Below are 17,296 nucleotides of genomic sequence, written 5' to 3' on the forward strand. Positions count from 1 at the left end.
TCCGTTCACGGGTCTCCTCTTTGGTTCATGGTTTTTCCTTGTTTTCATGCCAGAGCACTGGGAAGAATAGATAAGAATCCGGGCGCTGGTTAGACGATAGAGAGAGATACGAGAGCAACTGCATGCTGTCGGTGAGGAGAATAGTTTTCTTAGGAGGAACGTGGAGATGAACAAGAAAAGTGTACGTGATGTAGAAGTAAGCGGCAAACGGGTGTTTGTCCGCGTCGATTTCAATGTACCGCTCGAAGATGGTAAAATTACAGACGACACTCGTATTCGCGAGACTTTGCCGACGATTAAGTATCTGGTGGAGCAAGGAGCGAAAGTCATCCTGGCCAGCCACATGGGTCGTCCCAAAGGAGAGGTCGTAGAATCTTTGCGCCTGACTCCGGCGAGTCAGCGTCTGTCGGAACTGCTCGGCAAACCGGTAGCCAAAGCGGATGAAGCGGTAGGAGAAGCCGTTAAAGCTCAAGTCGAGAAGCTGCAAAACGGCGATGTGCTCGTACTTGAAAATGTTCGTTTTTACCCTGGTGAAGAGAAGAATGATCCGGAACTTGCGAAGCAATTCGCTGAGCTGGCCGATCTGTTCGTGAACGACGCGTTTGGTGCTGCTCACCGCGCGCACGCTTCGACAGAGGGGATTGCTCATCATCTTCCGGCCGTATCGGGATTGTTGATGGAGAAAGAGCTGTCCGTTCTCGGCAAAGCCCTTTCGAATCCGGACCGTCCTTTTACCGCCATCATCGGTGGATCGAAGGTTAAGGACAAAATCGACGTGATCGACAACCTGCTTACGCTTGCTGACAATGTCATCATCGGCGGTGGACTTGCTTACACGTTCTTCAAAGCTCAAGGCCATGAAATCGGTCAATCTCTGCTTGATAAAGAGAAGCTTGATGTGGCACTCGGTTTCATCGAAAAAGCCAAAGAGCTGGGCAAAAACTTCTACCTGCCGGAAGATATCGTCGTTACGGACGAATTCAGCGCAGACGCGAATACCAAGGTCGTTGATATCGACGGCATCCCAGCCGATTGGGAAGGCGTTGACATCGGTCCTAAGACTCGCGCCAAGTATGCAGAAGTGATCAAGAACTCCAAACTTGTCGTGTGGAACGGTCCTATGGGCGTATTCGAAATCGCTCCGTTCAGCAACGGTACTCGTGAAGTGGCACAAGCCTGTGCGGAAACGGAAGCTTACACGATTATCGGCGGCGGCGACTCGGCTGCAGCAGCGGAGAAATTCGGCCTTGCCGACAAGATGGATCACATCTCGACAGGCGGTGGCGCATCTCTTGAGTTCATGGAAGGCAAAGCACTTCCTGGTGTTGTGGCACTGAACGATAAATAGAATGAGGAACTACATTGGATAGCAAGTGGATGAAGTTTGGACCCTGGAGAATCTTCGGGGGAATAAAGGAGTGAATCGTGTGAGAACACCTATCATAGCTGGTAACTGGAAAATGTTCAAAACTGTTCCGGAAGCAACTTCATTTATTGAAGATGTGAAAGGCAAAGCGGAAATAGAAGGCGTGGAAAGCGTGATCTGCGCGCCGTTTACCAATCTTCCTGCATTGGTTGAAGCGGCAAAGGGCACGAACATCAAAATCGGTGCACAAAATCTTCATTTCGAAGACAATGGCGCCTTTACGGGTGAAATCAGCGGCTTGATGCTGAAAGACCTGGGCGTGGACTACGTCATTATTGGACATTCCGAGCGCCGTCAGTATTTTGCTGAAACCGATGAGATCGTGAACAAGAAGGTGCATGCGGCATTCCGTCATGGTCTTCTTCCGATCGTATGCGTTGGCGAGAAGCTGGAAGAACGCGAAGCCGGCCAAACCAAAGACGTGTGCAAAGTACAAACGGAAGCAGCGTTCGCAGGTGTTCCTGCTGATCAAGCGGTTCATGTCGTTATTGCTTACGAGCCAATCTGGGCAATCGGAACGGGCAAATCCTCCACGGCAGAGGATGCGAATGAAGTCATCGCCTATATTCGCGAACTCGTTAAAGGCCTGTACGGCGAAACCGTTGCAGACCAAGTCCGCATTCAATACGGCGGCAGCGTGAAGCCTGAAAATGTAGCGGAGTATATGGGACAAAGTGACATCGACGGCGCGCTCGTTGGTGGTGCAAGTCTACAACCGGCTTCCTACATCGCACTCGTTGAGGGGGCGAAGTAAATGTCTGCTCCAAAACCCGTAGCTCTGATCATCATGGACGGTTTCGGGCTTCGCAACACCGAGGTGGGCAATGCGGTCGCTCAAGCGAACAAGCCTAACTACGACCGGTATTTGAAGCAATATCCGAACACCACGTTGACCGCTTGCGGCGAAGCCGTAGGCTTGCCGGAAGGTCAAATGGGGAACTCCGAAGTGGGTCACTTGAACATCGGCGCAGGCCGGATCGTGTATCAGGATTTGACCCGCATCACGAAGTCGATTCGCGAAGGAGAATTCTTCGAGAACGAAACGCTGGTGGAAGCCGTTCGCGCTGCCAAGAACAACAACAAGAAGCTGCATCTGTACGGGCTGGTATCCGACGGTGGCGTTCACAGTCACATTGAGCACATGTTTGCGATGCTGGATCTTTGCAAGAAGGAAGATTTCCATGACGTATACATCCATGGTTTCATGGATGGACGCGACGTGGCACCGGACAGCGGCAAGCAGTTCGTTAAGGATCTGATTGCGAAGATTGAGGAAGTGGGCGTTGGCCAAATCGCTACGCTTTCCGGTCGTTACTACGCAATGGACCGCGACAAGCGTTGGGACCGCGTCGAGAAGGCTTACCGTGCGATGGTGTACGGCGAAGGCCCTAAATATACGGATCCGCTGAAAGCCATCACCGAATCCTACGAGAAATCGGTTTATGATGAATTCGTGGAGCCGACCGTCATGGTAAATGGCGCGGGAGAACCGGTAAGTCTGGTGGAGAGCGGAGATTCCGTCATCTTTCTGAACTACCGCCCTGACCGTGCGATCCAGCTGTCCCAAGTGTTCACGAACAAAGATTTCCGTGGTTTCGATCGCGGACCGAAGTTCCCGCAAAGCTTGCATTTTGTCTGCTTGACGCTGTTCAGCGAGACGGTGGAAGGCTTCGTCGCCTACAAGCCGAAGGATCTGGACAACACGCTGGGCGAAGTGTTGGTTCAGCACAACAAGAAGCAGCTTCGCATTGCGGAAACGGAGAAGTACCCGCACGTGACGTTCTTCTTCAGCGGCGGACGCGATGTTGAGCTTCCAGGCGAAACGCGCGTATTGATCAACTCGCCGAAAGTGGCGACGTACGATCTGAAGCCGGAGATGAGCGCCTATGAGGTGGCGGATGCTTGCGTGAGAGAAATCGAAGCGGATAAGCATGACGCGATCATCTTGAATTTCGCGAACCCGGACATGGTTGGTCACTCCGGTATGCTGGAGCCTACCGTTAAAGCGGTAGAAACCACCGATGAGTGTGTTGGCAAAGTGGTGGATGCCGTTCTTGCCAAAGGCGGCGTGGTTATCATTACGGCTGACCACGGAAATGCGGACATGGTATTCGATGAGAATGGCCGTCCATTCACCGCGCATACCACGAACCCGGTTCCGTTCATCGTAACGGATGAGAACGTAACGCTGCGTGAAGGCGGTATTCTGGCCGACATCGCGCCAACGATTCTTGATCTGATGGGGCTGCCGAAGCCTGACGAGATGACGGGAACCTCCATGATTGCAGCACGTAAATAAGTAGTTCATAATGGAACATAAACATAACATTTCAAAGGAGACTATACACATGACTATTATTTCTGATGTATATGCACGCGAAGTCCTTGACTCCCGCGGCAATCCAACCGTAGAGGTTGAAGTATACCTGGAATCCGGTGCAATCGGTCGCGCTATCGTTCCATCCGGTGCTTCCACTGGCGTTCACGAAGCTGTTGAGCTTCGCGACGACGACAAATCCCGTTACCTGGGCAAAGGCGTTCTGAAAGCCGTTGAGAACGTGAACGAAATCATTGCTCCTGAAGTGATCGGCATGGACGCTTTGGACCAACTCGGCATCGACAAACTGATGATCGCTTTGGACGGTACGCCAAACAAAGGCAAATTGGGTGCGAACGCCATCTTGGCCGTATCCATGGCTGTAGCTCGCGCTGCTGCTGATGCTTTGGATCTTCCGCTGTATGTATACCTTGGCGGATTCAACGCCAAACAACTTCCAGTGCCTATGATGAACATCGTGAACGGTGGCGCTCACGCGGACAACAACGTTGACGTACAAGAATTCATGGTATTGCCTGTTGGCGCACCTAGCTTCAAAGAAGCTCTTCGCATGGGCGCTGAAATCTTCCACAACCTGAAATCCGTTCTGAAGGGCAAAGGCCTGAACACGGCGGTTGGTGACGAAGGCGGCTTCGCTCCTAACTTCACGTCCAACGAAGATGCACTGTCTTCCATCATCGAAGCGATCGAAAAAGCCGGCTACAAGCCAGGCGAAGATGTATTGCTGGGTATGGACGTTGCTTCCACCGAGTTCTTCAAAGATGGCAAGTATGTTCTGGAAGGCGAAGGCAAATCCTTCACGCCGGCAGAATTCGTTGACCTGCTCGCTTCTTGGGTAGACAAATACCCGATTGTAACCATCGAAGACGGATGCTCCGAGGACGATTGGGAAGGTTGGAAATTGCTCACCGAGAAATTGGGTAACAAAATTCAACTCGTGGGTGACGACCTGTTCGTTACGAACACGGAGCGTCTGGAAAAAGGCATCAACGAGGGTATCGGTAACTCCATCCTGATCAAAGTTAACCAAATCGGTACATTGACTGAAACTTTCGATGCGATCGAAATGGCAAAACGCGCAGGATACACGGCTGTCATCTCCCACCGTTCCGGTGAGTCCGAGGACAGCACGATTGCTGATATCGCAGTGGCTACTAACGCAGGCCAAATCAAAACGGGTGCTCCTTCCCGTACCGACCGTGTGGCGAAATACAACCAATTGCTTCGCATCGAAGACCAATTGGGCGAGCTTGCTCAATACAACGGCTTGAAGTCGTTCTACAACCTGAAGCAAAAATAATTGAAATAAGAGAAAGCCCGGCTCCTGTTTTAGAGGGAGCTGGGCTTTTTTGCATTCATTTGAGATCTGCGGGGTTAGGGCTGCACACTCTGTTATCGTGCCGTGGGGCGGTGCGTATATCGTCTCCGGTCGCTGTTAAAATCGGGAAGCTGGAATGGAATAGGCTAAGGAAGCTTCCCGATTTTAAAGGCGAACGCGCTGCTCCTCCACCAATATACGCACCTGAGCAGGAAAGGAGGTGTGCAGCCGCTTGTGAGTATCTCATAGGAGTGCAAAGAAGAAAGCTCAGCTCTGTGAAGTAACATGAGCCGGGCTTTTGGGCGTGGGAGAAGAAGAGATCGAAGGCTGCACACTCTGTTATCGTGCCGTGGGGCGGTGCGTATATCGTCTCCGGTCGCTGTTAAAATCGGGAAGCTGGAATGGAATAGGCTGTGCGACGGCCGGGATACTCTAGTAGATCTACAAGCCTATCTTTTTATAGTTCAAGTTTCCTATATTTGCCGTTATAATGATGAAGACGGAAGTTATAGGAAAAATACTAGAAGTAAGGTGGCTTGAATCTATGAAACGATCACTCCAACGATCGAGAAAATGGCTGATTCTGCCTGCGGCTATGCTGATCGCAGCAGTCTTATCGGCCCCCGATGCCCATGCAGCTGACGTTCAGCAGCTGACGGGAGATCGAACGAAGCAGGATATCCTGAATAAATGGCAGCAGTACAAACCCATGGATACTGGCACATCCTACATGGGGCCTGAACGAATTTACATGGAATCGCCAAGCGTCGCCGTACCCTATAAGGCAGGGACGATAAAACCGGAATATATCGAGGACGGCATTCGCGCCGTCAACTTTGTAAGGTACCTATCCGGCCTGCCCGATGACGTGACGGCCAACCCTTCGCTTGCAGGGCAGCAGCAGGCGGCAGCGCTTGTAAACGCTCTGCATCAAAAGCTGAGCCATTATCCAACCATGCCGGCCGGCATGGACGATTCGCTGTACGCTTCAGCGAAGGAAGGAGCGAGGACAAGCAACCTTTACGGGGGCAGCCCGACCTTTTATGACAATGTCCTTGGTTATATGGCGGATAGCGGGGCTACGAATATCGATCGCGTCGGACACCGCCGGTGGATCATCAATCCGGAGATGAAACAGACCATGTTCGGTATGGTACATACCGCCAACAACGTTGCCTATGCGTCGATGTACTCGATGGACAAGGGCCGCCCGGCTTCCGAAGTTCAGTATGATTACATCGCCTGGCCGTCTGCAGGATATTTTCCGGAAGAGGTTTTTAAGACAAACGATCCATGGTCGGTGTCGTTGAACCCGCAAAAGTATGACCGGACAAGAACGGATCAGATTCAAGTGAAATTGACCCGTGTCAGGGACGGGAAAGAGTGGAGCTTTGACAAAAGCGACAACGATAAATCGGGCAAATATTTCAATGTGCAGACCAGCTATTACGGCGTGCCGTTTGCCGTCATTTTTAGGCCTGACGGCATAGGCGATTTTGCGTCGGACGATGCCTTCACCGTTCAGATCACGGGTCTATATACCGCTTCCGGAAGCGCGGCACAGGTCGAGTTCACCACGACGTTTTTCAAAATGATGCCTGGTTTGTTGGCCCGCTACGATATTCAGCTTCAAAAGGGGGAAACCCTTCAAATGGGCCTCACCGACGGACTGCAGACCAGCGGCAATACGTTCAAAAGCGGAGATAACCGGATCGTGGAGATTGATGCAAACGGCAAGGTCAAAGCCGTAGGCAAGGGATCGACATGGATCTCTGTCAATGATTATCTGGAGTCAAGAAGCCGGGTCTACGTTAACGTGAATGATGGTCCGGCTGATGGCAAAGTGAGTAACTGGGCTCAAGCGGATTACATGAAGGCAAAAGCGAATGGCATTATCGGCTGGCCGTTTGACCGATCCTATCAGCAGCCGATCACCAGGGTGGAGTTTACGGAGATGGCGGTACATATGATCGAGACCATGCTGGGACAGGATCTATATAAGGATGTCACCGACGTTAAGACCCCGTTTAAGGACGTCGATGATTGGACCGTGACGTGGGCAAGCCAAAACGGTATCATCAACGGCACATCGCCGCAATCCTTCTCGCCGCGAGCGACCATCACCAGAGAACAGGCTGCCGCGCTGATCCTTCAGGTGTATGCCAAGACGAATGAACTGAAAGGCAGACCGGCATCAACCGGATCCGTTTCGGCTTCTCGGTTCGCGGACGACAGCAGCATCTCGCCATGGGCGAAGGAACAAGTATACCAAGCGACTAACCTCTCTTTAATGAACGGCATGGCCAAGAATCAGTTCAACCCGAAAGGCGAGCTCACATTCGAGCAGACGTATGTGCTGCTGTTAAATTGCTTTGAAATGCTGATGGAAAAGTAAGTCCTTAAATTCGATATCAAACGCAACAGGCAAGATCAGGAGTGACTGACCTCGACGTTAGCGGGCGTGATCGTTAACGCGCTTGAGCACGAAATGCGTTGATGCAATCGATGAGGACCAAGCTCTCTCGGAGAGTTTGGTCTTTTTTGTCTGATAAAAATAGAACAAATCTACACATCCACTATGCCTGCGCCCAGCATCAACCGCACATATCCATGCAATTTCAGGCATTGCCATTCTCAAGCGAACCGGTGCTGATATAATTGAAGAACAAGCGAGCGAAAAGGAGAGTGCGGGAGGGTGCTGAACCGAATACGATCCCTGTTTCCACACAAGCTGAAATACCGTCTGTTTGCCGCGTTCGTTCTGGTCATACTGCTGCCTTTCGGCATTTTGAATTTGTACAACTATCAGCGGATCGAGACCTTGGTCCAGGAGAAAATCAGCCAGCAGAGCCACAGCCAGCTGGAGCAGATGTATCGAACGCTGGAGGATCAGTTGAGCGTAGCCTTCAAAACGCTGATATTTCTGGAGCAGGATTCGACGGTGGCCTCCGTGCTGACCCATCCCGGGCAGCGGCAGGGGCTCGAGAACAAAAACCTGATGGAGGAGAAGTTCAAAAATTTGAACAACAGCTTTTTCCTATATAATCCGTCGGTCTACTTCACGATTCTCGACTTTCATGGCAACGCTTACACTTCTTATTCTCCCAGGGAGGCGCTCGATTACAGGAAGCTTCGGGACAACCCTGGCTTTGATAGGGAAGAGATGGAGGGTGTGTCGTACCATTGGGTTTCGAGCGATGCGAACTACGTGCTGCGGGATATCTCGACGAGTCCTTACCTGCTGTCACTGTACGCATACATGGAAACTCCCCGCAACAAGCCGTACGGCATGGCCCGGATCAGCATCGATTACTCCTTCTGGTTTCAATCGGTATTGAAGCAGTCGACGCTGCGACAGGAGTATTTTTTGATTACAAGCGCTGGGGAGAACGTATCCCAATCGATCTTGAACAGCAGTCTGACCGGCGAGGTGAAAGCCAGGATTGCGGCCGAGCCCAGGCAGAAGTATTTTATCGATAAGGCCTCCAACACCCTGGTGAATTACATTTACGTGGAATCGCTGGATTGGTATATCGTGAACCGGATTCCGCTGACGGTGCTCTTTAACGAGATCGAGGAGCTGAAGCGCCAATATTTCATGACCTTTTTCCTGCTGACCGGCGCTTTCCTCATCATGACCTTCATTATTGCCGCCACGATTACCCGGCCGTTATCCCATTTGCAGAATAAGATGAAGGCGGTTGTCCGCAACAATCTGAAAATCCGGCTGCCGGAGCACAAGTTCCGGGGCGAGATTCTGGAACTGACGCAGACGTTCAATTCCATGCTCAACGACATGGATGTGCTGATTCAGCGATTGAAGGCCGAGGAAAGGCAGAAGGAAACGGTGCATTTTCATATGCTGCTGGCTCAGATGAACCCCCATTTTCTGCTCAACACGCTAAATACCGTCAAGTGGAGTGCCATTCGCCACGGGAATGAGGATATCACGAATATCACACTGTCTCTGGGCAAGCTGCTGGAGGCGAGCCTGAATACGGAGAAGGATCTGGTGCATTTGAAGGATGAAATCGAGCTGGTGCAGGCCTATGTCCATATTCAGCAGGTGCGTTATAATCACCGTTTTGACGTGACCTTTGCGTATGATGAGGACATCCTCTATGCGCTTGTGCCCAAGCTCTGCCTGCAGCCGCTCGTGGAGAATGCCATCCTACACGGAATCGGGCCGCTGCCGGAGCAGGAGGGTCTCATTGAAATTACGGTTACCCGGGAGGGACTGAATCGATTGGCGGTGGAGATCAAGGACAACGGCGTCGGCATGGAGCAGTCCCGGCAGGCGGGCGGAATGCGTAAACGTCCGGGCATCGGTCTCAACAATGTGCAAGAGCTGCTGCGGCTGTTATTTAAAGAAGAGGGCAGCATGGAGATTATATCTTCGGAGCGGGGAACGCGGATTCGATTTTCTATCCCGTTGTTAATCTCAACGCCTTATCAGAACGATCACTTGATTTCATCATAACGGGCAGATGATTCGCCACTGGCCTATGTAGGCTTGGAACCGGATTGAAAGCTGCGAGGAGGAGAGACCTATGTGGAAGGTGCTGCTGGTGGAGGACGAGGTATTTGTGCGAGAGTCCGTGCGCGAGATCATCGCGTGGGAGGAGCTTGGATTCAAGGTGGCGGGAGAGGCAGGCAACGGCGCCGAGGCGCTGGAGATGATCCGGAGCAATCCGCCCGATCTCGTGCTGACCGATATCGTGATGCCGGAAATGGATGGCGTGGAGCTCCTCCGCAGAACCCGGGAAGAGGGATACGCTTCTAGGTTCGTGATGCTGACCTGCATGAGTGAATTCGAGTATGTCCGGCAAGCGATGGAATACGGGGCATCCAACTATATCCTGAAGCTGTCGATGAGCGTGAATACGCTGCGGGAGACGCTGCACAAAATGAATGCCGAGCTGACCAAGAGTAACCCGAGCCCGAACCCAAGCCAACCTGTTTCGATTCCGGTCGCGTCCACGGAGACGATGCCGTCACAGTCGGCGCATCATACCTCCCCCGAGGAAATCACGTCACACCCGGAAGTACAGAAAATATTGCAGTACATCCATGAGCACTACGAGCAGGACATTACGGTAAAATCGATGTCGGGCTACGTGATGATGGGCGAGAATTACGTCAGCGCGCTCTTCAAGAAAAAGACCGGACGCACCTTGATTCATTATTTGCACCAGGTCCGGGTGGATAAAGCCATCGCGTATTTGCTTCAAACCGACCTCCCAGTTCACGAGATCGGCCTTCGGGTGGGGTTCGTGAACGACAATTATTTTATTAAAATATTCAAGCGGTTGACCGGCTTCACGCCGAGCAAATACAGACAACACGGCAAAGACGCTAAATAGAACGATTCTATGCAGGGCATAGGATTCGCCGAAACAGGAATTCCATCGTTTTGTTCCATTATCTGAATGGATATGTAGCTTAAATGCGGCTCCCGTTCCCTGCTACGATGAGAGGGCATCACACCAATATGATTCTCGGGGAGGTCTCTAATGTGAGAAATAAAAAAGGATGGGCGATGCTTCTCATCGGGGTATTGCTAATGGGTCTTCTTGCAGGCTGCGGCGGCAAAACCGCATCATCCGCGAATGAGGGACAAGGAACGGACAATTCGAAAGCGCCTTCATCCGGCGATCCGGTCAAACTAACCATGTGGGGCGGCGTACCGCCGGAGGCGGGACCGCAAGAGGTCATCGACGCGTGGAATGCCGAGCATCCCGATATTCAAGTCGAGTATGTCCGCTACGTCAATGACGATGACGGGAACCTGAAGCTCGATACAGCCATGATTACAGGGCAGGATGTCGACCTGTTCGTGAATTACACGCTTTCCCAAACGTCCAAACGGGTGGAGTCCAATTTAGCCTTGGATCTGAGCCAATTCGACGATTACAATATCGACGAGAAAATGGGGCCCGACGCTGAAGGCTGGAAAATCAACGGGAAGTATTACGGGATGCCGACCACGAAAAGCGCCTTCTTCGTCGCGCTGAACAAGGATGCCCTTGATGCGGCCGGCCTGCCCGTTCCGAAGGACTGGACGTGGGATGAACTGCGCGAATATGCCAAGAAGCTCAAAGTCGGCAATAACTACGGATTTATTCAAAATATGGAGCCGTTCGTCGATCCGATTGATTCGGTGTTATCGCAAGAGGGGTACACCAAGGCGGACGGAACTTCGAATCTGGACCACCCGCTGGTCAAAAAATGGCTGGAAACCCTGAACGTCATGATGAAGGAGGACAAGACCACGCCGCCGCTTGGAGAGCAGCTGACTTCCAAAATGCCGGTGGAGCAAGTGTTCCTGAGCGGGGAAGTGCCTATGCTGAATATCGGGGCTTGGCTGCTGCGAAGTTCGAATAACTTTACGGATTTCCCGCGCGACTTCACTATCGCGTTCGCTCAAGTGCCAAGACTAACGGACAGTGCGGACAGTTACGTGACAAGGGGCGGCCTCGGTGATTACATCTCCATTAATGCCAAATCCAAAAAACAAGCGGAAGCTTGGGAATTCCTGAAGTGGTATGCGGACGGAGGCATGGCTCCTATGGCCGCGGGCGGAAGATTGCCGGCTTCGAAGGACGCCGATCAGGAAGAGGCGTTAAATAACCTGCTCGGCGATAAGAAAGACACGTATGACCTGGATTCCTTGATGCACGTCATGTTCGAAGACAAAACGCCTACGTACGTTAGGAGCTTGCCGCAAGAGGTGATGGATATGCGCGCACAGGAGTATGAGAAGTATTTCCTTAACGCCCAATCGCTCGATCAAACGCTGGAGGCCATGGTGAACCGGCACAATACGTTTTTAAAAGAAGGCAAATAAGAGGATATCGGCACCAATAGAAGGGGACTATCGCTTCGGGCGGCGGTCCCCTTTTTGTTCCGGCTTCGACACTGCCTATCTCGGCATGATCCGGGCTGGGGAGTTGATTGCCGCTTTTTTTCTCGTCGGCCATAGAACAAATCTACGGAGCGACCGAAGGCCGCGGCACTGTAATTGCATACTTCTGTAGCATAAATTCGAAGGATTTGTTCCTTATCCCCGCTTGGTCCCGACTGCTATGCTTGAGATGAAAAAGACCAAGAGGAGTGGGGCTATGTGAAAACATCCTGGATGAAACGGCAGCAGTATCTCGGCTATCTGTTTATAGGGCCAAACATGGTCGGCGTGATGCTGTTTTTTATTGTGCCAGCCTTGTATTCGTTCTATCTCATGTTTACGGACTACAAATTTATGAGCTCGGACACGAAGTTCGTGGGTCTGGCCAACATTCAAAAAATGCTGGGCGACGAGGTCTTCTACATTTCGATCAAAAATACGCTGTTCTTTCTGTTATCCGTTCCTATATCGATCGGACTGGCTTTCATCGTCGCCGTGGTACTGAACCGCTCGGTGTATTTAAAAAAGCTGCTCCGCGCCTTATATTTCATGCCTTACATCACCAGCGGCGTCGCCGTGGCTTTCGTATGGATGCTGCTGTTCCATCCGAATAACGGCCCGATCAACGGAATCCTCAAGTCGTTCGGGATAACCAATCCCCCGGGATGGCTGTCCACCATGGATTCCTCCATGTATGCCATCGACATCATCTGGATCTGGTTCATGCTCGGTTATAACATGATCATCTACCTGGCTGCACTGCAGGAGGTCTCAACGGAGCTGCTGGAGGCTGCCAAAATCGACGGGGCCCGCGCCTGGCAAACGGTTCGCAGCATCCTATGGCCGCTCGTCAGCCCCACGACCTTCCTGCTGCTAATTACCGGACTCATTATGACCATCAAGCAGTTCGGGATCATTCAAGCCATTACGCAAGGGGGCCCGGGCAACAGCACCACCGTGTTATCCCTGTTCATATACCAGAATGCCTTCCGCTACTACGAAATGGGTTATGCATCCGCGATCTCCTGGGCGCTGTTCTTGATCATCATGATCTTCACCGTCATTCAATGGATCGGCCAGAAGCGCTGGGTTCACTATTAAGGAGGAAGGACAATGACCAAAGCCTTATACACCAAAATAATCGTCACGTTCATTATGCTGTTCTTCAGCGTGGTTATGATCGTCCCTTTCCTCTGGATGATCAGCACCTCGTTCAAGATGCCGGCGGAAGTGTTCCAGTACCCGATTCAGTGGATTCCCGCCCAATTCATGTGGGATCATCATGTGAAAGTGTGGACCGGAGCGAACAGCTTTGGCCACTACTACCTCAACTCGCTTAAAGTCGCCTTGATCAGCACCGTCGGAGCGGTATTGCTGTCCGCTTTAGCCGCTTACGGTTTTGCCCGGATCGAGTTCAAGGGACGGAATGCCATGTTCATGATCTATTTGTCGATGATGATGGTCCCTCCTCAAGTGCTGTTTGTGCCAAAGTTCATCATGTTCGACTGGGTCGGCATTTACAACACGCATTGGGCTCTGATATTGCCGGGCGTATTCACGATATTCGGGGTGTTCATGATGCGGCAGTTCTTCCTCTCCGTACCGCATGAAATTTCGGAAGCTGCCTTTATCGACGGAGCAGGACATTTCCGCATTTTTTCCCGGATCATTCTGCCGATGGCGAAGCCTTCGCTGGCCACGCTGGCCATTATCGATTTCTCCTGGCACTGGAACGATTACGAGAACGCCTTGGTGTTCTTGATCGATCAGGATCTGTATACTGTTCCGCTGGGGCTGCAAAATTTCATTCTCGAAAATACGGTGGATTATAACGGCATGATGGCGGCGGCGACCGCAGGTATCATTCCGATGATTCTCGTATTCCTGATCGGTCAGAAATATATCATTCAGGGCGTGGCGAGCTCGGCTGTAAAAGGATAGCCCATAATCCATGTCCACAGATGAGCTGGACGAAAATGAAAGGAGAAAGAGCATGAGAAACGAAACGGAAGTAAGCGACATAACGGTGATTGGCGGCGGTTTGGCAGGGGTCTGCGCGGCGGTGGCGGCCGCCAGGCTCGGACAAAAGGTAGCGCTCGTGCAGAACCGCCCGGTTCTGGGCGGCAACTCCAGCAGCGAGGTGCGCGTATGGGTATGCGGCGCGACGGCTCACGGGATCAACCGCTATGCCCGGGAAACCGGCATTATGGGCGAGATGTTCGTGGAGAACCAGTACCGGAATCCGGACGGCAACCCGTATCTATGGGATTTGATCGTGCTGGAGACCGTGCGGGCCGAGCCAAACATCACCCTGTTCTTGAATACGGACGTGCATGAGGTAGAAGCGGACGGAGATTCTGACGCGCGGCAGATCCGTTCGGTTACCGGTTGGATGATGGGCTCGGAGCGGCGCATCCGGTTTGAGAGTCCCGTGTTCCTGGATTGCACAGGGGACGGGCTGGTCGGATTCCTGGCGGGAGCAAAATACCGGCTCGGGCGGGAAGCACGCAGCGAATACGAGGAGGAATGGGCGCCGGAGACGGCGGACGATGTGACACTCGGCAGCACGCTGCTGTTCTACACGAAGGATGCCGGACACCCGGTAAAATTCGTGCCGCCTGCCTTCGCCAAGGATATTACGCAGACGCCGATCCCGATCAAACGGGTCATCCGCAGCGGCGACTCGGGCTGCCATTACTGGTGGATCGAATGGGGCGGCGAGCTCGACACCGTGCATGACAATGAGCGGATCCGCGATGAGCTGTGGTCAGTCATATATGGCATATGGGACTATATCAAAAATTCCGGCAAATTCGATGCCGCCAATATGACGCTGGAGTGGGTCGGCGCCCAGCCGGGCAAGCGGGAATACCGCCGGTTTGTCGGCGACTATGTGCTTACGCAAAACGATATTATGGCCCAAGAGCCGTTCGAGGACCGGGTGGCCTTCGGCGGCTGGTCGATCGATCTGCATCCACCGCAGGGCATGTACGCCGAAGAGAGCGGCTCGAAGCATATGCATGCGGACGGGAATTACCATATACCGTTCCGCAGCCTGTACTCGGCGAACGTGGCCAACCTGTTGTTCGCCGGGCGCAACATCAGCGCCACCCACGTGGCCTTCGGCACCACGCGGGTGATGGCGACCTGCGCCGTCCTGGGCGAAGCGGCCGGCACGGCTGCGGCGCTGTGCATCCAGCACGGCCTCTCCCCGCGCGAGCTGTCCCGCAGCCGGAGCGGGGAGCTTCAGCAGACGCTGCTGAAGCAGGATGCCTCCGTGCTCGGGGTTGCAAACCACGATCCGCTGGATCTGGCCCGAAGCGCTAAGGTCAGCGCATCGTCCCACCTGTCCAGGATCGCGATCGAGGAGGCGGAGGCGCCTTACCCGCTGGAGCGGGACATTGCCGTGCTGATGCCGGCCGATCCGGGGCTGGCGGGCGAGGTGGCATGGCTGGTGGATGCGGAGCAGGAGACCGACATGACGGTGGAGGTTTGGAGCACGGGACGTCCGGAGAATTACGTGCCGGCCGCGTTAGAATTTCGCACCTCCGTCCGGATCATGCCGGGGCAGGGGCAATGGGTTCCCGTCCAGCTGGATTGGCAGCCGGCGGAGCCGCAGAACGCCTTTATCATCGTGCGCAAAAATCCGGATCTGACGCTGTATTTGTCGTCCAAGCCGATGAGCGGGCTGCTTGCCTTCGAACGGGGGACGCCAGCCCGCGTCTCCAAGGAGCTGGAAGACCATGATGACAGCCAGCCGGTGGTGGAGTGGAGCATGAAGGGGCTGGTCCGCAAGCTGTTTTGCCTGCGGTCGGCGATCGGTTCAAGGGCGTATCAACCGGAGCATGTCATTGATGGATACAAGCGTCCTTACGGCGGTCCGCATATGTGGGTATCGGAGCGAATCGCAGACGGGGAGACGCCTTGGTTGAAGCTGGAGTGGAAGGAAGTGCAGTCGGTCCGCGAGATTCACCTGATCTTCAACGATGATGTCAACGAGGATCTGATCAATCTGCATCATCATCGTACGCCGTTCGACATCATCCCTGAGCTGGTCCGTGCCTACAGACTAGAAGCGCTGGATTCGGAAGGGAAGTGGATCACCCTTGCCTCGGAGGCGTTGAACCGCCGCCGGAGAACTGTCCACCGTTTGGAGGAGCCCGTTCCATGCGCGGCGCTTCGATTGGTGGTGGAGCGCACGAACGGCTCTGATTATGCCGAGGTTATTGAAGTGAGGGCTTACGGTTAGTTTTTCAAAGCTAAACAGCTGCTTGTGTGTATTCAACAGGTGCCAGCCTGGACAGGATTTGATGAGAAGCAAGCTTTTATCTGCTAAACCGTTAGTCAATACAAACGAAACAAAGGCAGCCGTTCATCCGGCTGCCTTGTTCAGTTGGGAATGTCGGCGGAAGATCGTCAGTTGTGCTGCAGCATCTCCAAAAATGCCCCTGCCGCCAGCGAAGGCGACTGGTGCTTCCGAACGGCGACGCCGATATATCGATCCGGTAACGGAGTATCTGTTCGAAGCTCCAGCAAGGAACCGTCCGCGATGCGGGACGAGACAAAGGCCCGTGGCAAGAAGGCTGTTCCATAACCGCGCTCGGCAAATTCCGCTAACATGTCCAGGCTGTTCAACTCGAAGTCGGCTTCCGCTTCCACCCCTTGCGATCGGAACCACCCTTCGATGAAGGACCGCGTCGAGCTGCCAGGGGATAGCAACAAGAGGGGAAGCTCCGTCAATTCTTCCGTCCGTAGAGGCCTGCGAGCCCAATCTGCGAAGGCCGTTCCAACCACGGCGCAATAAGGCGAAGTACGGGAGTCGATGATATGGATTTCCTCGTCCGATACGGGAAGGTGAACAAAGCCGAGATCCAACGAGCCTTTCTTTAAGCGCTCCACGATGCTGCTGGTTCGCTCCTGTGACAGCTGGATGCGGATGTCGGGATAGCGGGCATGGAATCGGTCGAGCAAGGAGAGGAGAAAGTCCTTAACGATAGCCCCGTTCGCGCCGATCCTCAGCCTGCCTTCGCCGAACTGCTTCAGCTTCTTCAAGCGGCGCTCGGCTGAATCGAGTTCGTCGAAGGCTTGCCGGACATGCTGATACAGGGCTTGGCCTTCTTGCGTCAGGCGGACGCCCTTGGATAATCGGTCGAACAGGCCCACGCCGAGCGCTTCTTCCAGCTGTTTGATGGCATAACTCACAGAAGGCTGCGTCATATGGAGGTTTTGAGCGGCTTTCGTCAAATTGGACGTCTCGGCGGCATGCAGAAACACCCGATACCATTCGGTGTTGGCGATCATTTGTCATCA

At 53.3% G+C, this 17,296-nt stretch carries 12 protein-coding genes; 11 read left to right on the plus strand and 1 reads right to left on the minus strand.

Features of this window, described 5'->3' with window-relative positions; translation table 11 throughout:
• The first annotated feature begins 166 nt into the window (after positions 1-166).
• The 11 genes from MHI43_RS01120 to MHI43_RS01170 all read left to right on the plus strand — a co-directional run bounded on the left by MHI43_RS01120 (position 167) and on the right by MHI43_RS01170 (position 16,235).
• Positions 167-1,348: a phosphoglycerate kinase gene (locus tag MHI43_RS01120; protein ID WP_012818437.1), complete on the plus strand. Its 1,182-nt coding sequence runs from the start codon at positions 167-169 to the stop codon at positions 1,346-1,348.
• Positions 1,349-1,427: 79 nt separating this feature from the next.
• Positions 1,428-2,180 (plus strand): triose-phosphate isomerase, encoded by a 753-nt coding sequence (gene tpiA, locus MHI43_RS01125; protein WP_036664929.1) that lies wholly within the window; start codon positions 1,428-1,430, stop codon positions 2,178-2,180.
• On the plus strand, positions 2,181-3,725 hold the full coding sequence (gene gpmI, locus MHI43_RS01130) for a 2,3-bisphosphoglycerate-independent phosphoglycerate mutase (protein ID WP_012818439.1): 1,545 nt from the start codon (positions 2,181-2,183) through the stop codon (positions 3,723-3,725).
• A gap of 49 nt (positions 3,726-3,774) precedes the next feature.
• Complete coding sequence (gene eno, locus MHI43_RS01135; RefSeq protein WP_009593642.1) at positions 3,775-5,064, plus strand: phosphopyruvate hydratase; 1,290 nt, start codon at positions 3,775-3,777, stop codon at positions 5,062-5,064.
• Positions 5,065-5,626: 562 nt separating this feature from the next.
• Positions 5,627-7,477 (plus strand): S-layer homology domain-containing protein, encoded by a 1,851-nt coding sequence (locus tag MHI43_RS01140; protein ID WP_036664926.1) that lies wholly within the window; start codon positions 5,627-5,629, stop codon positions 7,475-7,477.
• Between the two features lie 300 nt (positions 7,478-7,777).
• Entirely contained in the window at positions 7,778-9,562 is a 1,785-nt protein-coding gene (locus tag MHI43_RS01145) for a sensor histidine kinase (RefSeq protein WP_036664925.1), read from the plus strand.
• Between the two features lie 70 nt (positions 9,563-9,632).
• Complete coding sequence (locus MHI43_RS01150) at positions 9,633-10,445, plus strand: response regulator (RefSeq protein ID WP_036664923.1); 813 nt, start codon at positions 9,633-9,635, stop codon at positions 10,443-10,445.
• Positions 10,446-10,597: 152 nt separating this feature from the next.
• Positions 10,598-11,929: an extracellular solute-binding protein gene (locus tag MHI43_RS01155; RefSeq protein ID WP_036664921.1), complete on the plus strand. Its 1,332-nt coding sequence runs from the start codon at positions 10,598-10,600 to the stop codon at positions 11,927-11,929.
• Between the two features lie 276 nt (positions 11,930-12,205).
• Entirely contained in the window at positions 12,206-13,087 is an 882-nt protein-coding gene (locus tag MHI43_RS01160; protein ID WP_009593631.1) for a sugar ABC transporter permease, read from the plus strand.
• A gap of 12 nt (positions 13,088-13,099) precedes the next feature.
• A complete protein-coding gene (locus MHI43_RS01165; protein ID WP_036664919.1) occupies positions 13,100-13,927 on the plus strand; it encodes a carbohydrate ABC transporter permease in 828 nt (275 codons plus the stop codon).
• Positions 13,928-13,979: 52 nt separating this feature from the next.
• Positions 13,980-16,235 carry an FAD-dependent oxidoreductase gene (locus MHI43_RS01170; protein WP_036664918.1) on the plus strand — a complete coding sequence of 752 codons (2,256 nt, stop codon included), beginning with the start codon at positions 13,980-13,982 and terminating at the stop codon, positions 16,233-16,235.
• 167 nt (positions 16,236-16,402) lie between these two features.
• Here MHI43_RS01170 and MHI43_RS01175 read toward each other — a convergent pair whose 3' ends face one another.
• On the minus strand, positions 16,403-17,287 hold the full coding sequence (locus tag MHI43_RS01175) for a LysR family transcriptional regulator (protein WP_012818446.1): 885 nt from the start codon (positions 17,285-17,287) through the stop codon (positions 16,403-16,405).
• Between the last annotated feature and the right edge of the window lie 9 nt (positions 17,288-17,296).

The organism is Paenibacillus sp. FSL H8-0457 (assembly GCF_038051935.1).
Lineage (GTDB): Bacteria > Bacillota > Bacilli > Paenibacillales > Paenibacillaceae > Paenibacillus_AQ > Paenibacillus_AQ lautus_A.

Excerpts from the sequence above, each read along its gene's own strand:
- MHI43_RS01120 (WP_012818437.1), top strand. The coding sequence starts at position 167 with ATGAACAAGAAAAGTGTACGTGATGTAGAAGTAAGCGGCAAACGGGTG.
- gpmI (WP_012818439.1), top strand. The coding sequence starts at position 2,181 with ATGTCTGCTCCAAAACCCGTAGCTCTGATCATCATGGACGGTTTCGGG.
- eno (WP_009593642.1), top strand. The coding sequence starts at position 3,775 with ATGACTATTATTTCTGATGTATATGCACGCGAAGTCCTTGACTCCCGC.
- MHI43_RS01140 (WP_036664926.1), top strand. The coding sequence starts at position 5,627 with ATGAAACGATCACTCCAACGATCGAGAAAATGGCTGATTCTGCCTGCG.
- MHI43_RS01150 (WP_036664923.1), top strand. The coding sequence starts at position 9,633 with ATGTGGAAGGTGCTGCTGGTGGAGGACGAGGTATTTGTGCGAGAGTCC.
- MHI43_RS01165 (WP_036664919.1), top strand. The coding sequence starts at position 13,100 with ATGACCAAAGCCTTATACACCAAAATAATCGTCACGTTCATTATGCTG.
- MHI43_RS01170 (WP_036664918.1), top strand. The coding sequence starts at position 13,980 with ATGAGAAACGAAACGGAAGTAAGCGACATAACGGTGATTGGCGGCGGT.
- MHI43_RS01175 (WP_012818446.1), bottom strand. The coding sequence starts at position 17,287 with ATGATCGCCAACACCGAATGGTATCGGGTGTTTCTGCATGCCGCCGAG.